The organism is Shewanella sp. SM21, from assembly GCF_025654335.1.
Lineage (GTDB): Bacteria > Pseudomonadota > Gammaproteobacteria > Enterobacterales > Shewanellaceae > Shewanella > Shewanella oncorhynchi.
Genome location: NZ_JAKKRL010000021.1, coordinates 1 through 17,668 on the forward strand (window position 1 = coordinate 1; position 17,668 = coordinate 17,668).

At 46.1% G+C, this 17,668-nt stretch carries 11 protein-coding genes and 1 rRNA gene; 9 read left to right on the forward strand and 3 right to left on the reverse strand.

Going from position 1 to position 17,668, the window contains the following annotated elements:
* Both L5L94_RS20485 and L5L94_RS20490 read right to left on the reverse strand, forming a co-directional pair.
* A 16S ribosomal RNA gene (locus tag L5L94_RS20485) occupies positions 1-194 on the reverse strand; the annotation flags it as partial.
* Between the two features lie 985 nt (positions 195-1,179).
* On the reverse strand, positions 1,180-5,733 hold the full coding sequence (locus L5L94_RS20490; protein WP_105251502.1) for a biotin carboxylase N-terminal domain-containing protein: 4,554 nt from the start codon (positions 5,731-5,733) through the stop codon (positions 1,180-1,182).
* A gap of 121 nt (positions 5,734-5,854) precedes the next feature.
* On the opposite strand from L5L94_RS20490, the gene L5L94_RS20495 reads away from it, so the two are divergent.
* Positions 5,855-6,766 (forward strand): LysR family transcriptional regulator, encoded by a 912-nt coding sequence (locus L5L94_RS20495; RefSeq protein ID WP_105251501.1) that lies wholly within the window; start codon positions 5,855-5,857, stop codon positions 6,764-6,766.
* Between the two features lie 164 nt (positions 6,767-6,930).
* Here the strand turns inward: L5L94_RS20495 and blaOXA are convergent, their stop codons facing one another.
* Complete coding sequence (gene blaOXA, locus L5L94_RS20500) at positions 6,931-7,755, reverse strand: class D beta-lactamase (RefSeq protein ID WP_105251500.1); 825 nt, start codon at positions 7,753-7,755, stop codon at positions 6,931-6,933.
* A gap of 330 nt (positions 7,756-8,085) precedes the next feature.
* On the opposite strand from blaOXA, the gene L5L94_RS20505 reads away from it, so the two are divergent.
* The 8 genes from L5L94_RS20505 to L5L94_RS20540 all read left to right on the forward strand — a co-directional run bounded on the left by L5L94_RS20505 (position 8,086) and on the right by L5L94_RS20540 (position 17,529).
* Entirely contained in the window at positions 8,086-9,240 is a 1,155-nt protein-coding gene (locus L5L94_RS20505; protein WP_263164837.1) for a hypothetical protein, read from the forward strand.
* A gap of 143 nt (positions 9,241-9,383) precedes the next feature.
* On the forward strand, positions 9,384-10,043 hold the full coding sequence (locus L5L94_RS20510; protein WP_263146801.1) for a SprT family zinc-dependent metalloprotease: 660 nt from the start codon (positions 9,384-9,386) through the stop codon (positions 10,041-10,043).
* A 129-nt stretch (positions 10,044-10,172) separates the two neighbouring features.
* Positions 10,173-10,949 carry an endonuclease EndA gene (gene endA / locus L5L94_RS20515; RefSeq protein ID WP_173913177.1) on the forward strand — a complete coding sequence of 259 codons (777 nt, stop codon included), beginning with the start codon at positions 10,173-10,175 and terminating at the stop codon, positions 10,947-10,949.
* Positions 10,950-10,957: 8 nt separating this feature from the next.
* Entirely contained in the window at positions 10,958-11,689 is a 732-nt protein-coding gene (gene rsmE / locus L5L94_RS20520) for a 16S rRNA (uracil(1498)-N(3))-methyltransferase (protein WP_263164839.1), read from the forward strand.
* Positions 11,690-11,782: 93 nt separating this feature from the next.
* Positions 11,783-12,736, forward strand: a complete 954-nt coding sequence (gshB, locus tag L5L94_RS20525; protein WP_028759301.1) for a glutathione synthase — start codon at positions 11,783-11,785, stop codon at positions 12,734-12,736.
* A gap of 74 nt (positions 12,737-12,810) precedes the next feature.
* Complete coding sequence (locus tag L5L94_RS20530) at positions 12,811-14,133, forward strand: alkaline phosphatase (protein ID WP_173246775.1); 1,323 nt, start codon at positions 12,811-12,813, stop codon at positions 14,131-14,133.
* Positions 14,134-14,317: 184 nt separating this feature from the next.
* Positions 14,318-15,361 carry a methyltransferase gene (locus L5L94_RS20535; protein ID WP_173246778.1) on the forward strand — a complete coding sequence of 348 codons (1,044 nt, stop codon included), beginning with the start codon at positions 14,318-14,320 and terminating at the stop codon, positions 15,359-15,361.
* A 479-nt stretch (positions 15,362-15,840) separates the two neighbouring features.
* The gene (locus L5L94_RS20540; protein ID WP_198573564.1) at positions 15,841-17,529 is read left to right on the forward strand and encodes a DUF342 domain-containing protein; all 1,689 of its coding nucleotides are present in this window, start codon (positions 15,841-15,843) and stop codon (positions 17,527-17,529) included.
* The last annotated feature ends 139 nt before the right edge of the window (positions 17,530-17,668 follow it).

Genomic DNA, 17,668 nt, shown 5'->3' on the forward strand with positions numbered 1-17,668 from the left:
CCCCCGTAGGGCGTATGCGGTATTAGCAGTCGTTTCCAACTGTTATCCCCCTCGACTGGGCAGATCCCTAGGCATTACTCACCCGTCCGCCGCTCGCCACCTCAGAAGTAAACTCCCTTGTGCTGCCGCTCGACTTGCATGTGTTAGGCCTGCCGCCAGCGTTCAATCTGAGCCATGATCAAACTCTTCAATTAAAGTTTTGTTGCTTCCGTCTTGCGACTTCAGCGGCTCAATGAATTCTGATTTTTTGTTTCCACTTAAAAGCAGAAACAAACTGTACATATTACTATGAACACTCATTGTTACATTGATTTAAATTTTTGACTGCCAACCCGAAGGTTAAGCAGTTTCGATTAACTCAACACCTGTGAGTGTCCACACAGATTTCTTGTTTTATCTTGTTAAAGAGCAACTCAATATCCGTAAGAGAACTTGAGTACCACACTGAGCGCCGAACGCTTCCAGTTGGCTAGGGCTGCGTATTCTACGCATTTCCCGTTTCGCGTCAAGGAGTTTTTGCAAACTTTCTCAACACTCATCAATCAGTAAACTCATCGATGAACTGTCACATCAGGCTGCTTAACGCTGTCTGCCGTGTCAGTGGATGCGCATTATAGGGAGCAGAGGATTTTGTGCAACCCCTATTTTAAGGAAATTTGCAGTTAATTCTAATTATCTAATCTAGCCACACCATACCCACCACTTACCCCCAAAGTTATCCACACCCTGCTCATTTTAGACTCAGTTTCAACTTAAAATGAGGTTTGATGAACCTCTATTACTACGAATAAAGCACGGAGATTCCGTTGATTCTCGAGGCCAGAGGTGGGTTCTTGATGCAGCTTGTTCTAATAAATGGGCGAACGATAGATTAAAGAAACTCTTTGCCGACTTAATCAGAGATACAGGCCGTATTGCACAAAGCTGATATTGGCCACTTGTTAACGATAAGCTTATCTATTAAAGCTAAGTTGATTTATCAAAGACGTCATGCACATTAAGAGTGGCATGTTCGCTTACCTATATTTAGTGACAGATAATTTAGTGGCAATAATTTAGAAGCAATAATTTAGAAGCAATAATTTAGAAGCAATAATTTAGAAGCAATAATTTAGAAGCAAAAAAATACCCGCCAATGACGGGTATTTTCTTATTCAGCTATGGCGTTAAACGCTGAGCTTATTCTTCAACAGGCGAGACCACGAACAGTAAATCGCCTTGAGACACTTGCTGACCATTGCTGTTCAGGATGCGCTCTATACGATACTTCTTATCTTCAGGGTACAGAATCGCACTCTGACGGTTAAAGCCGGCTAAGGTCACTTGCGAGAACATCTTCATCGCTTCTGTTAGTGCTAGTGTTTGATCGACCGTGACTATGTCACCTTCTTTCACGAAGTCCGCTTCACCCGGTGCAGAAGAGGTATAGAAGATACCTGCGCCTTGGGCTAACACTTTCAGTTCGTTACTTTCGCCAACACGCAGTGACTCAGTGTCCACTTCCACAGTTTCAGCGGCAGCTTCCATTTCTGCGATCAACGCAGGAATATCGAGCTCAGCCATTAAACGTGGCAGATAGTTAGTATCGTAAACACCTTCGTTAAAGGTACCATCTTTCAGGATCAGCTTGAGTAACGGAATGTTAGTCGCGATGCCTTTCAGCACTACACTGTCTAAGTATTCATACAGTTTGGCAATCACATCTTCACGATTTTCACCGCGCATGATGATTTGCGCAATCAAGCTATCGTAGTATGGCGATACTTCTTTACCTGGCGCAGCAATCGAAATGATTTCCACATCTGGATGATCTGGGAACACACACTCAGTGATCTTGCCCGGATTTGGGATCAGCTGCAGTATGCCATGGCTATCGAGCGCCGCTTTCTCAGCCGTCACACGTACTTCCATCGCATAACCAATTTCTTTAGGTTCTAACGCTGCAATTGAACGGCCAGCAGCAATATCAAACTGCGCGCTAACGATATCAATACCTGAAGTCGCTTCCGTAACTGGATGCTCAACCTGCAGACGCGTGTTCATCTCCATGAAGTAGACTTCGTTTGCATCTAAGTTATAGATGAACTCAACGGTACCTGCGCCCATGTAATCGGTCGCGTCGCCTAAGGCACGGGTATAAGCCAACACTTGTCGCTTCAGCTCGTCCGGCAGCATAGTTGAGCCAGATTCTTCGACCACTTTTTGGTTGTTACGTTGAACCGAACAGTCACGCAAACCTAATACTTTCGCGTTGCCGAACTTATCACGCAGTAACTGCACTTCGATGTGACGCAGTGATGTCACATATTTCTCTAAGTACAAGTCACCGTTACCAAAGGCTGCAGCCGCTTCGGTTGCAGTTTTTTGGAATAAACCAATCATGTCTTCAGGACGTTTTACAACCTGAATACCTTTACCGCCACCACCTTGTACCGCTTTAAGCAATACTGGATAGCCGATTTCGCTCGCCACGTTTACGGCTTGTTCAGCATTGGTCAGAATACCGTGCGAACCAGGCACAACAGGTACATTTTGCGCTTGCGATGTCTTAATTGCGTTCGACTTGTTACCCATAGTCGTCATTGAATGCACGCTAGGACCGACGAAGTTAACACCGTTATTCACACACAATGCAGCAAACTGCGGGCTTTCTGAGAGGAAACCGATACCTGGATGCAATGCATCAACCTGTTCATATTCAGCTACTTTCAGCACTGAGTATGCGTTCAAGTAACTTTCGTCCGATGTGTTACCACCGAGACAAACTAACTTGTCGGTTTCTTTGAGCATGTCCGCTGGCACTGATGTCATATCAGGATCCGACGCCACTAATACCACATTGATATTATTGTCATGCGCCTTGCGAATAAGTTTCACCGCTGTACAACCACGGGCGTGAACCAATACTTTGTTAATTGGCTTCATTAACTTACGTGGATCGTTCTGCACGATCACTTCTTCTTCAACAGTAGCTTCAACCACTAAGGTCGACAGTGCATTGATGATCACGTCGTTAATTTTTGCCGAAGGCATTGGCATCAGAGGATCGATACCTGCTAACTGAGAGTCTAAATTGTCGCTGAATGGGTTATGGACTAAGCCCGCCATTGCGCCAGGTACTTTTGACAAGTAGTTAGACAGCGTTGCCGTTGATGGTAAGTAAGCTGGCACCACCATTTGACCTGCGAACGGCATGTTAGTACCAGACAGATAGTAAGTTTGCACCAATGGGTGAGTTACAAAACTCGCCTGCGCACCACCGGTACAGTCACCAAAACCAAACATCAGTACTGGCAATTCGTTATCACGAATAAAGCGCGTGATACGGTCGTTCACCACAGCCATAGAGAATAGCGCCGCAGCGCCTTCTTTAGTCTGCATACCACCTGAACTGATAAAGCACACAACGGGTAATTTACGCTTAGCACACTCGATCAATAGTGCAGAGAATTTCTCAGCACTAGCCATATCGAATGCACCCGCTTGGAATGCGGTGTTAGACACAGCCACACCCACACGCACTTTTTGACCTTTTTCTTTAAAGTCAGCAATACCTGTGATCAAACCACATGGGCGAATGCCTTTATCTAATGCGTCTTCAATCGATAAACGGAAGCCTGGGAAGTTGAGCAAGTTAGCCGACATTTTGTCGCCGTTGATCTCTTCGAAATGGGTAAAGAACTGCTTCACCACATTTTCCCAAGTCATGTTGCCTTTACGTTTTTCGTCACGTAGCACTTTTTGGATCAATAGATCTTGATAACCCATGGTCAAGCGGTTCCAGAAGTCCTTACGACGACCGATACGCACAGGGTTGATCGCACCAGTGTACTTGCTGGTATCGCTTTCACTATCGAAATACTCAGGCAGTAAACGCTCGAAGAAGTAAGTCAGTACCACGAATAGACTGTCGTTAAGTTGTGGGAAACCCACACTCTTCCACTGCTCTACTCGCACCAACAAATCGGCGCGGTTCGATTGACCCATAAAATACTTGAGCCACTTATAGAACTTAGCTTTGTCGTTCGAGGTATCTTGCGTCGACAATGCATGGTCAATTGACTTGTGCAACAGGTTGTTCACTGAGTTACGTGACAAACTCTTCGACATCATGGCTTCTTTCGCGATTGACGCTAAGCTGCCCACAACGTTGTCATACAAGGCATTAAAGATCAGAATGTTATGGCATTGCCAAATAAAGTCTTCACGCAGTTCTTCATTTACCACCACATCAAGCACAGTCAGCTGATTCAGCTCAGGCCATTTAGCTTGAGTCACAGACTTTGGCAAACTTTCTAAGTGCTGAATCAGCCCTTTAAAGTTGTTAGCCGCATTGCTCTTCCAGCGATGATACAAAGACCAGCTAATGTTGAATAACAACGCCTTACGTGCTTTTTTATAGTTCTCTTTTGGCTCACCCAAAATCAAACGTGTCAGCATGTTACGCTCGGTAGAGACTTCGTCACGTTTAGCGACAAAGTTAGTCCACAATTTATTCAAATCTTCGTCATAAACTAGCTTGTCAGGGTTAGACAACCAAGCTTGGAACACACGGTCTTGTTCCTGTTGAATACGTGCCAACAGATCACCTTCTGGCACGCTAGCACGTGACAGACGACCATATTGCTCTTGAGAAATCGAATGGATACGGCTACGTAGCGTTAAATAACGCAAATAGCGATAGGCGCTACCGAACAAGTTATGGTGACTGGTCGGGCTCGTTGCCACAGCCAATTCTGCATTCAGTTCCAAAGCCATCAAGTTTTTAGATGGATTAAGGAAACGAGTTAAACTGCGATCATAATGCTCACGTAAATCTTTAGATTCACGCACAAAATTCATCGCTGCACGCTCAACCGCTTCTACGCTGCTAATAATAGCGCGGCGCAGATTGTGCTGACGCTCGTCGCGATCGCCCGGTGAAAAGTCGATGATACCGTCGATACAACCTGAGGTATAAAGCTCTTCTGGTGATACACCCACAGATTTCGCACATTCTTGCCAAGATAAGTTGTACTTACGGGCAATACTTTGCAGACCTTGTGGCTGGATCGTGTTGAAAATACCGTCACGCAACGACAACAGAATGTTCGCCGCCGCTAATGGAATTGCGCCACCAGAATAACCAGCACCAATTACGATGCCGACTGTCGGTACGTCAACGTTGGCACTTTCTGCGATGGCTTTAGAAATTGAATGCGCTTGGTTTTGGCTGTTAGCGATTTCGCCAGCATCCGCCCCTGGGGTATCAATTAAATAGATAATAGGCATAGACAATTCGGCGAAATGACGAATTGCTTTACAAGCGGCGTAATGATGCTCAGGCATCCAAGCACCGTTAGCGGTAGTGCGTTCTTGGGCAATAAAGCCAATACGACGAGTGCGTGAACCAAAGTTCAGCTCGACCTCAGCACTGTAAAAAGAGCCCAAGTGAGTTTCCGTAATCAAACGACCTTTAAGATCGGCAATAATACGTTTTGCACCAGGACGACCTTTATCTTGGGTCGGCTGGATCACTTTAGCAACGTAACCGTCGACATCTAAAGATGCCAAGTCTTTTAAGTTTGCTTGAATAGCATCCTCATTTAAAAGACCTTTAATTTCTTCCGATAAACTCTGTTTACTGTGCTTAGGAAACAGAGAAAAATCTTTTGCCAAATGCTCGGCCTGTAAAAAAAGCGGATCGGGCGTTTGGGCTTGAGTCATGTGTTTGGGCTGATTATTGCTGGTCATCAAAAGATCCTCTGCTTAGCCTCTGAAAATTTTTAGCCAATAAATATAACTTTGTTATCCCGTCAAATGCCATTAAACTGCATAGGACGCTTTGTTCCAAATATGAGACAGTGGGAATAACATGCCAGATTTAAACGGTATGATGCTATTTGCAGCCGTAGTTAGAGCGAAGGGATTCTCCCAAGCTGCACGTGAAACCGGCCACCCAAAATCCACCATAAGTCGCAAAATCGCGCAGCTAGAAGAACAACTTGGCGTGCGATTACTACAGCGCGACACCCGTAATTTGAGTTTGACCCAAATCGGGGCACTCTTTTATCAACACTGTGATTCGATTCGCAATGAGGTAGAAGCGGCCAAGGCAGTTATCGAGAATACTCACGATGATGTGTCAGGATCATTACGTATTGCAATCCCAGTGTCATTTAGCCAAGAACTTATCGCTAACCTCTGTAGCGGATTTATGCGTTTATATCCCAATGTTGAATTGGATGTCCAGTTTACCGACAACGATATTGGTTTAGTCGGTGAAGGATATGACATAGCCATCAAATATGGTCCACTTCAATCGTCGGACTTAGTCGCAAGATTACTGTTTGAACGCCAGCCAATTTTGGTGGCAAGCCCTGCATACTTAAAACTCAAAGGCACACCCGCGACCCCAAAGGAACTCAGCCTGCACAGTGGGATTTTATTGGGGACTTCTCGCTCAGCACCAATTTGGCCATTGGGTAAAGGTTCGCGTAAAACCATGGCGAACTTTCAGCGTAAAGTGAGGGTCAACAGCCCGATAATGGTGAAGCAATTAGCCATAGATGATTTTGGCATCGCCATGTTATCCAATTCAGCCTGTAAGACTGAACTTGCTAATGGACAGCTAGTACCGATTTTACAGGAGTGGCCGATTGAACCTTTTAAGGTTTATGGGGTTTATTCGAGCCGACGCCAACTGGCCACCAACATCAGTGTCTTCTTAGACTTCTTTGTAAAACGCTTCAGCAGCCAAGAAAGCCTGCAATCCCTAATGGGTTAACGTTTCCCGTCGCATCAAGGAAGCCTGTTTCAAGAAAGCCCAATAAAAAAGCCTAGATCTGAGTCTAGGCTTTCAGTATCACGATTGATGTCAGCTAAGTAGGCAGCGTCATACGCAATTCTCGCAAGGTTTGGATACGCTATGCTTACGCTACCTAGCATGGGCTAAGGAATAACGCGTTCCCGTTTTAAGATTTCCTTAGTAATGGCTTGACGCAATGGTAAACCTGCGGCGTCGGGAATATCCATATTCATCGCAAAAAACCATACATTATCATCGAGTTCAACCCAACCTACCCACCAGCCAATGCTTGGCTCCGCTCTGACTGCATAACCGGTTTTCGCACGGATAATATAGTCAGAATTCGCTTCAGTCAGCATGGCTTGCTTAACAATACGTAAACTGCGCTCAGAAGCGTGTATCTTGTTGTGATAAAGCTTACGTAGGAAATCGATTTGCTCCGTAGCCGAAATTCGTATGCCACCATCTAACCAAAAGCTATCCAAATTTCCCGAAATATCCTCATTACCATAATCAAACGAGGCGATCATCTTCGACATACGCGCCTCACCAATTTGGCGAGCAAACTCTTGGTAGACAGGCACAACCGAATACTTCATTGCAGTAATAAGGTTATGATCACGATTCCAAGTTGCGATATCTCGACTTTTACCATCCCACTTAAAGACTTGATGCTCATCCTTCACCACGCCAAGCTCTAGCGCGATCAAACTGTTAGGAATCTTAAACGTCGATGCAGGTAAAAAACCTTGATTGGCACGTTTAAGATTATTAGTGAATCCCTGTTGCTTGTTTTCATTCCATAACACCACCACGCCTTTAGTTTGGTGCTGAGTAAAACTGGCATCCCAACTGCGGGTTTCTTGCCACTCCTTAGCTGTAGTAGATGCAAAAGTCGGCGCCACTAAGCTTGACGACACTAAAATAGACGACATCACCAGCACAGCCGATATGGTGAACAAACGCATAAAGTCTCCTTGTAGAAAAACAACCAATCCAATGAACTAAAAAAGTGATTAAGGCTATCACTTAGGGTTTTGGCAAGCCCTAGCAAACTGCTGACCAATTGTGGCAAAAAAGAGGCAAACTAGACCCTATTGCACTGTTGCAGATGGATTAATGCCAGCGCCACATGATTTGTGATAGAAGATATTGGCATAAGATGACAAAGATCACTGAGCTTAACTTTATTACCCTCAGCTTGTAGTGCATACTTTTTGGCATAAGAGCCTATCCGTACGAAAAAAATAATCATTATTTCCAATGAATAACGTCTAATCACTACAGGGAAGCCAAACATGTTAAAGCCAGTGTTAACACTCATCCTCACCACCAGCTTAATGACTACAGCCAGTGCCGTGCAGTTATTTGGTGATGTTGAAGTTTCCCGCCTACCAACAGCCGAAAAAACCATAGGCGACATAGTCACTCGCTATCAAGCACTTGACGATGGTCTGGCTCAGCTGAGCTCAAAGAAAAACGAAGTTGACGCCACCCAATTAGCGGCGCGCCAAGGACACAGATTGTGGCAACAAGCTGTCCGCGATGTACAGTCAGGGCATTTTGACGACCGACCTTTATACTGGGCTCGCCTTGCCATGCTTAATAGTCTAAAAACCACCAGCGCCAACTTTAAAATGGCCGATTGGCAACAAGACATATTAATGAGTGCGGTTGAAAAAGCCTCACGGGGTTTTAGCGATATTCAATATGGTGATGATGTCCAAATCAAAATATTTCTCACGGGTTTCGATCCTTTCTTCCTCGACAAAGATATCACCCAGAGTAATCCTTCCGGTCTAGTTGCCCTCGCCTTGGATGGTTTTCGCTTTGATATTAATGGTAAAACGGCGCAAATAGAAACCGCTATGGTGCCAGTACGTTTTGCAGATTTTGATCAAGGACTTATCGAGTCGCTATTGAGCCCGATTTATCGCGATCCCAAAACCCAATTTGTATTCACCGTTAGCATGGGCCGAACTGATTTTGATATCGAACGTTTCCCTGGGCGAAATCGCAGCACAGCGGCGCCCGATAACCAAAACGTACTCACTGGCGGCACGAAAACCGCACCCGTTGCCCCAAAGCTTAATGGTAAAGATTTTATCGGCCCCGAATTTGTGGAATTTTCACTGCCTGTTTCGGCTATGCAAGTCAAAGATGGTCAATGGAAAGTCAATTATAACCATACTGTCACTACCCTTGCCCGCGGTGAATTTAGCGCGACGTCATTAAACGAACTGCAAAACGAAACCTCAGTCGAAGGTTCTGGCGGCGGTTATCTCTCTAATGAAATCTCCTATCGCGCCATAGTCTTGCAGCAAAAGTTTAATAGCCATGCCAAGGTCGGCCACATTCACACACCAAGAGTCAAAGGCTATGATGCCGATACTGAGCAAGCCATAGTCGAACAAGTACGCACTATGGTGATGCAGGCGGCAGCGAGTTTATAGCCAAGTCACACTGGCTGAAACTGGCCGAAACTAGCATTGTCAGATAGCGTTCGCTATGATGCGAACGCTTAGGCAGGCTTAATCACCGATAAGTTTTAAGCACTCAATTTTATCTTTAACCGACGAGATCCAACGCTAACCCTATGCTGAAACCCGCTGACTTACTCAATGCCTTACGCCGTCGCAGCAGTGAAGCACTTGCCCCGCTGACAAAATCGACGTACGCAGCCTTGGGCCAAAGCCAAGATAAGTCGCAGGTGATAACGAGTCCACCAGCACCAAATCCGGCTCAGGCACATATTTTCACCGGTTCATCACGCCCACTCTCGTCACTACAAATTCAAGTACTAGAGCGAATTGAAGCTTGTTATCAAGAGGCCGAGATATCGCTTAAGCGCACTTTTCCACGCCCAGTCACTCAATTTAGTTTAAGGGGTAAGAGTGCGGGTACAGCTCATCTGCAACAGAATCGCTTGCGATTCAATCCTGTATTGCTACGCGAAAACAGCGAGGCATTTCTGACTGAGGTTGTCCCCCACGAAATTTGTCATTTGCTGTGTTTTCAGCTTTTTGGCAAAACCAAGCCCCACGGTAAAGAATGGCAATCTTTGATGTTAACGGTATTTAAGGTCAATCCGAGTACCACACATAGCTTTAATACCACTTCAGTTACGAGTCGCGATGTTGAGTATCGCTGCGCCTGTGGACCGATTCGACTGAGTATTCGCCGCCATAACAAGGTGTTGCGTGGTGAAAGTCGTTATATTTGTAAACGCTGTAAGACCCATTTAACTGCGATCTAGCGACTTTCAGCAAACAAAACTCCCACCTAAGTGCGACTCAATTTGCATAAACAGCGATATTTCCCTTACCATCACGCCATAAAAGACGAGCCAAAGGCTCGCGTAGTGTTTGTTATTTTGGGATAAATTTTGAACATAGCTTCTTTAACCGTTAATTCACGGCGACTTTTGTTGTGCCTAATCACTTGGGCGGCGACCTTATCTGTGCCCGCAAGTGCCTCAGTGTCACATCCCAGCAGTTTCAGCCAAGCGAAAACCAAGTCACAGGCGCTCTACGCAGGCAGTCGCCAAGGTACTCTGCCCGCAGTCAGCTTTTACTGTGGCTGTGAAATTCAGATCAAAGGCAAATCGTGGAAACCCGATCTCGCCAGCTGTGGTTATCAAGTCCGTAAACAGGAAACCCGCGCCAACCGTATCGAGTGGGAACACATAGTCCCCGCCTGGGAATTTGGCCATCAACTCCAATGCTGGCAAAAGGGCGGCCGTAAAAACTGTGCCGATAACAGTAATGAATTTAATAAGATGGAATCGGACATGCATAATTTGGTACCCGCAATTGGTGAGGTCAATGGCGATCGCAGCAACTTCCGATTTAGCCAATGGAACGGTAAGGCCGACCAATATGGCCAATGTGCTATGGTAGTCGACTTTAAGAATCGTCAAGCACAACCTCCCGCGAATACCCGCGGTAAGATAGCCAGAACCTACCTCTATATGCAGCAGACCTATGGTCTTAAAATCGCCTCAAGCCAATTAAAATTATTTAAGGCATGGGATAAAACCTATCCAGTTGATACTATTGAGTGCAAACGTGATAACGCCATAGCGCAAACCCAAGGTAACCATAACCCCTTTGTGCAGAATGCCTGTAATGCGCCACCACAGCGTCAACAATTAGCCGAATAAGGTCGACAATGAGAGTCCCAAGAATTTATCAACCTCAGCCATTAGCCATCAATCAACAGTTGAACTTAGACGAAGATGGCGCGGCCCATATCGGCAAGGTGCTACGCATGGGCAACGGCGAACATATCAGTCTATTTAATGGCGATGGCAATGATTATCTTGCTGAAATTGTCGATGCAGGTAAGAAGCATGTCACAGTAAAGCTGCTCTCCTGTGAGGCCAATTTATCTGAGTCGCCACTCAACTTACACTTAGGCCAAGTGATTTCCCGTGGCGATAGAATGGAGTTCACCATTCAAAAATCGGTCGAGCTTGGCGTGAATACGATTACGCCGCTGTTTTCCGATCGCTGCGGCGTGAAACTCAACGGCGAACGCCTAGAGAAAAAAATTCAGCAATGGCAAAAGATCGTCGTGAGCGCCTGTGAGCAATCGGGACGCAGCCAAGTGCCCGTGGTTCGCCCAGCGATGGGCTTACACGATTGGTGCAGTGAGCCGACCTCAGCGCTGAAACTCAATTTGCATCCACGTGCCGCACACGGCATCAATGGCTTAGATTTGGCGCATACCCGCGTGCGACTATTAATTGGCCCAGAAGGCGGTTTGTCGGCGGAAGAAATCGCCATGACAGAAACCTATCAGTTTACCGATGTGTTGCTTGGCCCCAGAGTGCTACGCACCGAAACCGCCTCGCTCACCGCCATTACGGCACTGCAACTCAGATTTGGTGATTTAGGCTAGACCGTCCACAACCGCACACAGCGGTGGTATGGCACCCCATTATCCAATAAATGCTTTTTTGCCTGCAAACGGCGACAAATAAGGAACAGATTAATGATAAAACTCGGCATAGTGATGGACCCCATCAGTGAGATCAACATTAAGAAAGACTCCAGTTTTGCCATGTTAATGGCCGCGCAGGAAAGAGGTTATCAGCTGTTTTATATGGAAATGGCCGATCTTGCCATGGTCAACGGTGTGGCTATGGCCAATATGCGTCCGTTAACTGTTTTCAATGATGCGAGCAAATGGTTTGAACTCGGCGAAGCTACAGACACGCCGATGAGCGAACTCGACGTGATCTTAATGCGTAAGGACCCGCCATTCGATACTGAGTTTATCTACGCAACTTACATGCTTGAACGCGCCGAAGAACAAGGCGTGTTGATCGTTAACAAGCCACAAAGCTTACGTGATGCTAACGAGAAACTATTTACCGCATGGTTTAGCGAATTCACGCCAGAAACGATCGTAACCCGTGATGCCAAACGTATCCGCGCTTTCCACCAAGCGAAGGGCGATATTATTCTTAAGCCACTTGATGGTATGGGCGGCACCTCGATTTTCCGCGTGAAGCAGGACGACCCAAACCTTGGGGTCATCATAGAAACCTTGACCAGCTATGGCCAACAATATGCCATGGCGCAAGCCTTTATCCCTGAGATAACCAAAGGCGATAAACGCATTTTAGTGGTCGATGGTGAGCCTGTGCCCTACGCCTTGGCGCGTATCCCAATGAAAGGCGAAACCCGTGGTAATTTAGCGGCAGGCGGAAGCGGTGTGGCTCAACCTTTATCCGACAGCGATTGGGCAATTGCCCGCGCCATTGGTCCAGAACTTAAAAAACGTGGACTGATTTTTGTCGGCCTCGATGTCATTGGTGACAAGCTGACTGAGATCAACGTAACCAGTCCAACTTGTATCCGTGAGATCCAAGCAGCATTTGATGTCGACATCACAGGCATGTTAATGGATGCTATTGAAGCACGCCTTAACACCAAAGCATAAAAATTTACCAACGAGTTTGTTGATTTAAGGCGCTTTGACATCACAAGCGCCTAGCCACTTTCTAGGGATGTGATATGAGTTTCACCAAAGCGCCATTCTTGTTACTCGGCATAGGTTTATTACTATCGACTCCGACTTGGGCCAACATAGAAACAGGTCCAACGAAAGCACCGTCGCGTCCCAAAAACATTGTCATCATGATAGGTGATGGTATGGGACCGTCTTACACTAGCGCTTACCGTTACTACAAAGATAATCCTGACACAGAGGAAGTCGAACAAACCGTATTCGACCGTTTACTTGTAGGTATGGCGAGCACTTATCCCGCCAGTGTCAGTGGTTATGTTACCGACTCAGCGGCGGCAGCAACAGCGCTCGCCACTGGCGTTAAATCTTACAATGGGGCGATCTCGGTCGATACCCAAAAGCAACCGCTGCCGACCATACTCGAAAAAGCCAAATCCCTTGGCCTCAGCACAGGTGTGGCTGTTACATCCCAGATAAACCACGCCACGCCTGCAGCCTTTTTAGCCCACAATGAGAGCCGTAAAAACTACGACGCCTTAGCACTCAGCTATCTAGAAACCAACGCCGATGTATTCTTAGGCGGTGGTCAAAAATACTTTACCCCTGAACTATTAGCGCAATTTAAAGCCAAGGGGTATCAACATATTACTCGTTTTGAAGATCTCGCCAGCATCACCCAACCTAAAGTGCTAGGCTTGTTTGCCGAAGTCCAATTACCTTGGGCGATTGATGAAAAAGATGCGAAAAAACTCAGCACTTTAACCCAAAAAGCACTCAATTTACTGTCGCAGAATGACCAAGGTTTTGTGTTGTTAGTCGAAGGAAGTCTCATCGACTGGGCGGGCCACAATAACGACATCGCCACTGCTATGGGTGAGATGGATGAATTCTCCAATGCCATTGAAGTGGTTGAGCAATTCGTGCGTGAACATCCTGATACCCTGATGGTGATCACCGCCGACCATAACACCGGCGGCCTATCGATTGGCGTCGATGGAAAGTACAACTGGAACCCTGAAATCCTACGCAACGTTTCAGCCAGTACCGACACATTAGCCTTAGCCGCCATCAGCGGTGAACAATGGCAGGCCGATCTTGCCCGCGGTTTAGGTTTTGAGCTCAACGAAGAAGAAATCGCAAAATTAACGGTCGCCAGAATGCAGGGATTAGAAACCATCGCGGTTGCAATTCGCCATGTTATTGATAAGCGAACTGATACAGGTTGGACAACCGACGGTCATACAGGCACAGACGTACAAGTGTTTGCCGCAGGTCCCGCATCTGAGCTGTTTAACGGCCATCAAGACAATACTGATATCGCCAATAAGATTTTCAGCTTATTGCCAAAACCGAAGAAACCTAAAAGCTAAGCGTTAGTCGATTCCGTTCATTAAAGACAATCACATAAGGCAACCGCATAATGCAGTTGCCTTTTTTATTGGGTCTTTTTATTAGGGATTTTATTAGGTCTTAGCGCAGTGATTAGATGCAAACTGGCTCGGGCATAAATAACAGGTATAATGCCCGCACTTAAGTCTATCGGTGCCAGTAACTGTGTTAACTAATCCATCGCAAGTCATTATTCGTAATCAAGACAGCCTAAGCCAACATAAGGTGTTAGTGCTCAATCATGAAGCCGATCTACTGCCAAAAGCCCTGCTCGATGTCGCGGCCTCGGTCGATGCCCTCGCCTTGGATTATCACCATTATTTACACTTAGCGCCGCACGCGAATTCAAAACTGCGTTGCTACTTCGGCCACGAACTGCCACATCAAGACCCAATTAAACCAGAAAAGTACGATACTGTTATCGTTTATTTCCCCAAGGCTAAACCCCTCGCACCTTATCTGTTTAACCTCGCCGCCAGCAATCTTGTGCCTAACGGCCAACTGTTAGTGGTTGGGGAAAACAAAGGCGGGATTAAGTCTTTAGTTAAACTCTTGCCTGAGTATTTTACGACGGGGATGAAGCTCGATAACGCCCGCCACTGCCTGCTGTTTGGTAGCCATTTAGAGGGCAGCGCCCCGGCAATGAAACTTAGCGACTGGGTCAGTCAGTATCAACTCACAACGCCGCAAGGCGAGATCAGTATCTGTAATTTAGTCGGGGTATTTAGCGAAAAACGGTTAGATCTCGGCACTGAATTATTATTGTCACACCTACCAACACTCTCGGGTCGAGTGCTCGATTTTGGTTGCGGTGCAGGCGTGATCACCGCCGCTCTACTAAAAGCACAACCGAGCCTATCCCTAGAATGTGTTGATATTAATGCCATGGCGTTAGCTTCTTGTGAACTCACCCTGGCGGCCAATGGCATGACAGCCAAAGTGTATCCATCCGATGGGCTCGCGCAAACCACAGGAAAATTTAACGGCATTATCTCTAATCCGCCGTTTCATGATGGCCTCGCCAGCACCACCAGCATAGCGCAGAACTTTGTCACCGATAGTGCTAAGCAATTACAACATAATGGTATTTGGCAAATAGTCGCCAATCGCCACCTGCCCTATTCCGATATTATCGCCGCCGAATTTGGCCAATTGAAAGTGGTTGCCGATAACAACAAGTACAAGTTGTATTACTTCCAGCACAAATAGATGTTTGATTAATAACGCGCAGATGCTTTCGCTGAAGCGCGTTATTGGCAACCCAGCCACTCACTCTTATCCCAATCCCTGTTTGTTTTTAGATAAAACCTCCCTTTCATCGTGTTACAAAATTCAATATTGTGATCTGCCGCATGCCAGCGATTCTGACAATTCCTCACTTATAGTCACTCAACAGCCGTTCCTAACATAGGGATTCGATTTAAAACATCAAAATAATGGTTAAACCTAAAATCAATATAAGTTGTGGTTTATTCAGTAATTTTTGTTATAAAACCAGAGATAACACTGATTATAAGACTCAATTTTTTATAAAAAACTATTTTAAAATTCACTCATAGACCATTAACAACAAAATGACAACATTTGCTGATTTTGCAGCCAAAAAGGCTTCTTTACCCTAAGTTTCTACTGTTATACTCAAAACAGCTTCTTAACAAGAATAAAACGCAATTACTAGGAATGCCCCTATGCTGGACCCTGAACTCATAGAGCTAAACAGCGATAAGACAAAAGCTGAATTGCGCCTGATCCCTAATGTCCATGGTCCAGTCACCCATGAAGACATAATGCGCCTGTTGTCTTTACCTGAATTCGCCGCCCTGTTTCCGCTAGAACCAGCCATTACTAAAACCGTCGCTAAAATCAACTCTCTTTGTAATCAAGACGATGGAAAATTTGAGCTCTATACTACTTTGGCCGAACGTCGCGATGGCAGCATAGCTATCGAGATTAGTCCCGATAAAATGCAAGCCAGTCTTAAACTTACCGCAGCATGGGGTGGTAAACAGATAGATTTGCCAGAGATCCTCACTCATCTCAAAAAAAACAACGTCTGCATGGGGCTAAGCAAACTCAAAATTCAAGCTCTACTAAAGCAACTCAGCACACTCAAGCCAGGGGAAATCTGCCAAAGTGAAATAGCCCAAGGCAAAGCCCCTGTTAATGGACTCAATGCGGTACTAGAACGCAAAGTATTCCTTGCGCGGGAGCGCTTGCTTCAGCCACAAGAGCGCGAAGATGGCAGTGTCGATATGCGCAATTTAGGCGCAATGATCGTTGTTAAAGCCAATGATCTCTTGATGGTTAAACATTTAGCCACCGAAGGCACTCCGGGCTACAACATCAAGGGCGAAGTCCTTAAACAAAAACCAGGTAAGGATGCCGTGCTTCAAGCGGGTACAGGCACAGCTTTTCATCCCAAAGATCCCAATAAGCTGATCGCCACAGTGCCGGGGCAACCCGTCGAAACCCGTACAGGTATGAATGTCGATGATGTACTGCAACTTAAAGATGTCGACATCAGCACAGGCCATGTCACCTTCAAGGGCAGTATTTTAATCACAGGTGATGTCCACGAGGGCATGATAGTTAAAAGCTCAGGCGATATTACCGTGATGGGGTTTGTAGACTCCGCCACCCTTGAAGCGGAAGGCGATGTCACTGTGAGTAAAGGCATCATTGGCCGCCAGATTAAAGCCAATGAATACTCTACCAATATCTATTCTCAAGGGCAGATCAGCGCCCAATTTGTGCAATATTCTCAATTAGTTGCCAAAGGAAATATCTTAGTCACTAAACAGTTGCTGCACAGTAATACCAAAACCGCCGGCAGTTTAACGGTCAGCGATCCTAGCGGTCGTCGTGGCGATCTGGTTGGCGGAGTAGCACACGCTGAAAAAGGCATCACGGCGGTTGTCATAGGTGCAACGGCAGGGACTAAAACTGACGTTTACTGCGCAATGGGACAGGCTGAACTCAAGCAAGATCTCAAGTTACTCGATGAGAGCGTTAAAGCTATGGTCGTCGCCAGTTTAGATATCGAGGCTCGCCTCAATAAACTGCCCCCCAAGTCAGAATGGCAAGCTGACGCGGTTATGATTGAGCAAATCAAGATGATGCTTGATGAAAAAAATCGCATCATGGACGAACGTACCCGTGAAGAGCTTGAATTCGATACCTTTAAACAAGAAGTCGAAGGCTACTACGAAAAATACCGTATCGAAGTGCTTAAACACGTATTCCTTAACGTTGAGCTGCATATAGGTCCAGCAAATCACCGTACGGCACGTGAACACGGCACTTGTTGTATTGCCAATGTTAATCAAGAGATTAACTTTGACTATAACGCCAAGGCCAAAGCTGCACCGAGCACATAAGGTTCACTAGGGTTCTTAACGCCAGTGCTGAGGCGGCTTTCGCTCGGTAGCCAAACCTCTGAACTCGTTCTGGCCTCTATCTATCTTCTCCAAGCGTGGCATACTGCTCACAGATAAACGCACGCAGCAGTATGCCAAG

Coding starts and splice junctions, on each gene's coding strand:
- rsmE (WP_263164839.1), top strand. CDS start 10,958: ATGAGAGTCCCAAGAATTTATCAACCTCAGCCATTAGCCATCAATCAA.
- L5L94_RS20540 (WP_198573564.1), top strand. CDS start 15,841: ATGCTGGACCCTGAACTCATAGAGCTAAACAGCGATAAGACAAAAGCT.
- L5L94_RS20510 (WP_263146801.1), top strand. CDS start 9,384: ATGCTGAAACCCGCTGACTTACTCAATGCCTTACGCCGTCGCAGCAGT.
- L5L94_RS20505 (WP_263164837.1), top strand. CDS start 8,086: ATGTTAAAGCCAGTGTTAACACTCATCCTCACCACCAGCTTAATGACT.
- blaOXA (WP_105251500.1), bottom strand. CDS start 7,755: ATGCGTTTGTTCACCATATCGGCTGTGCTGGTGATGTCGTCTATTTTA.
- gshB (WP_028759301.1), top strand. CDS start 11,783: ATGATAAAACTCGGCATAGTGATGGACCCCATCAGTGAGATCAACATT.
- L5L94_RS20530 (WP_173246775.1), top strand. CDS start 12,811: ATGAGTTTCACCAAAGCGCCATTCTTGTTACTCGGCATAGGTTTATTA.
- L5L94_RS20490 (WP_105251502.1), bottom strand. CDS start 5,733: ATGACCAGCAATAATCAGCCCAAACACATGACTCAAGCCCAAACGCCC.
- L5L94_RS20495 (WP_105251501.1), top strand. CDS start 5,855: ATGCCAGATTTAAACGGTATGATGCTATTTGCAGCCGTAGTTAGAGCG.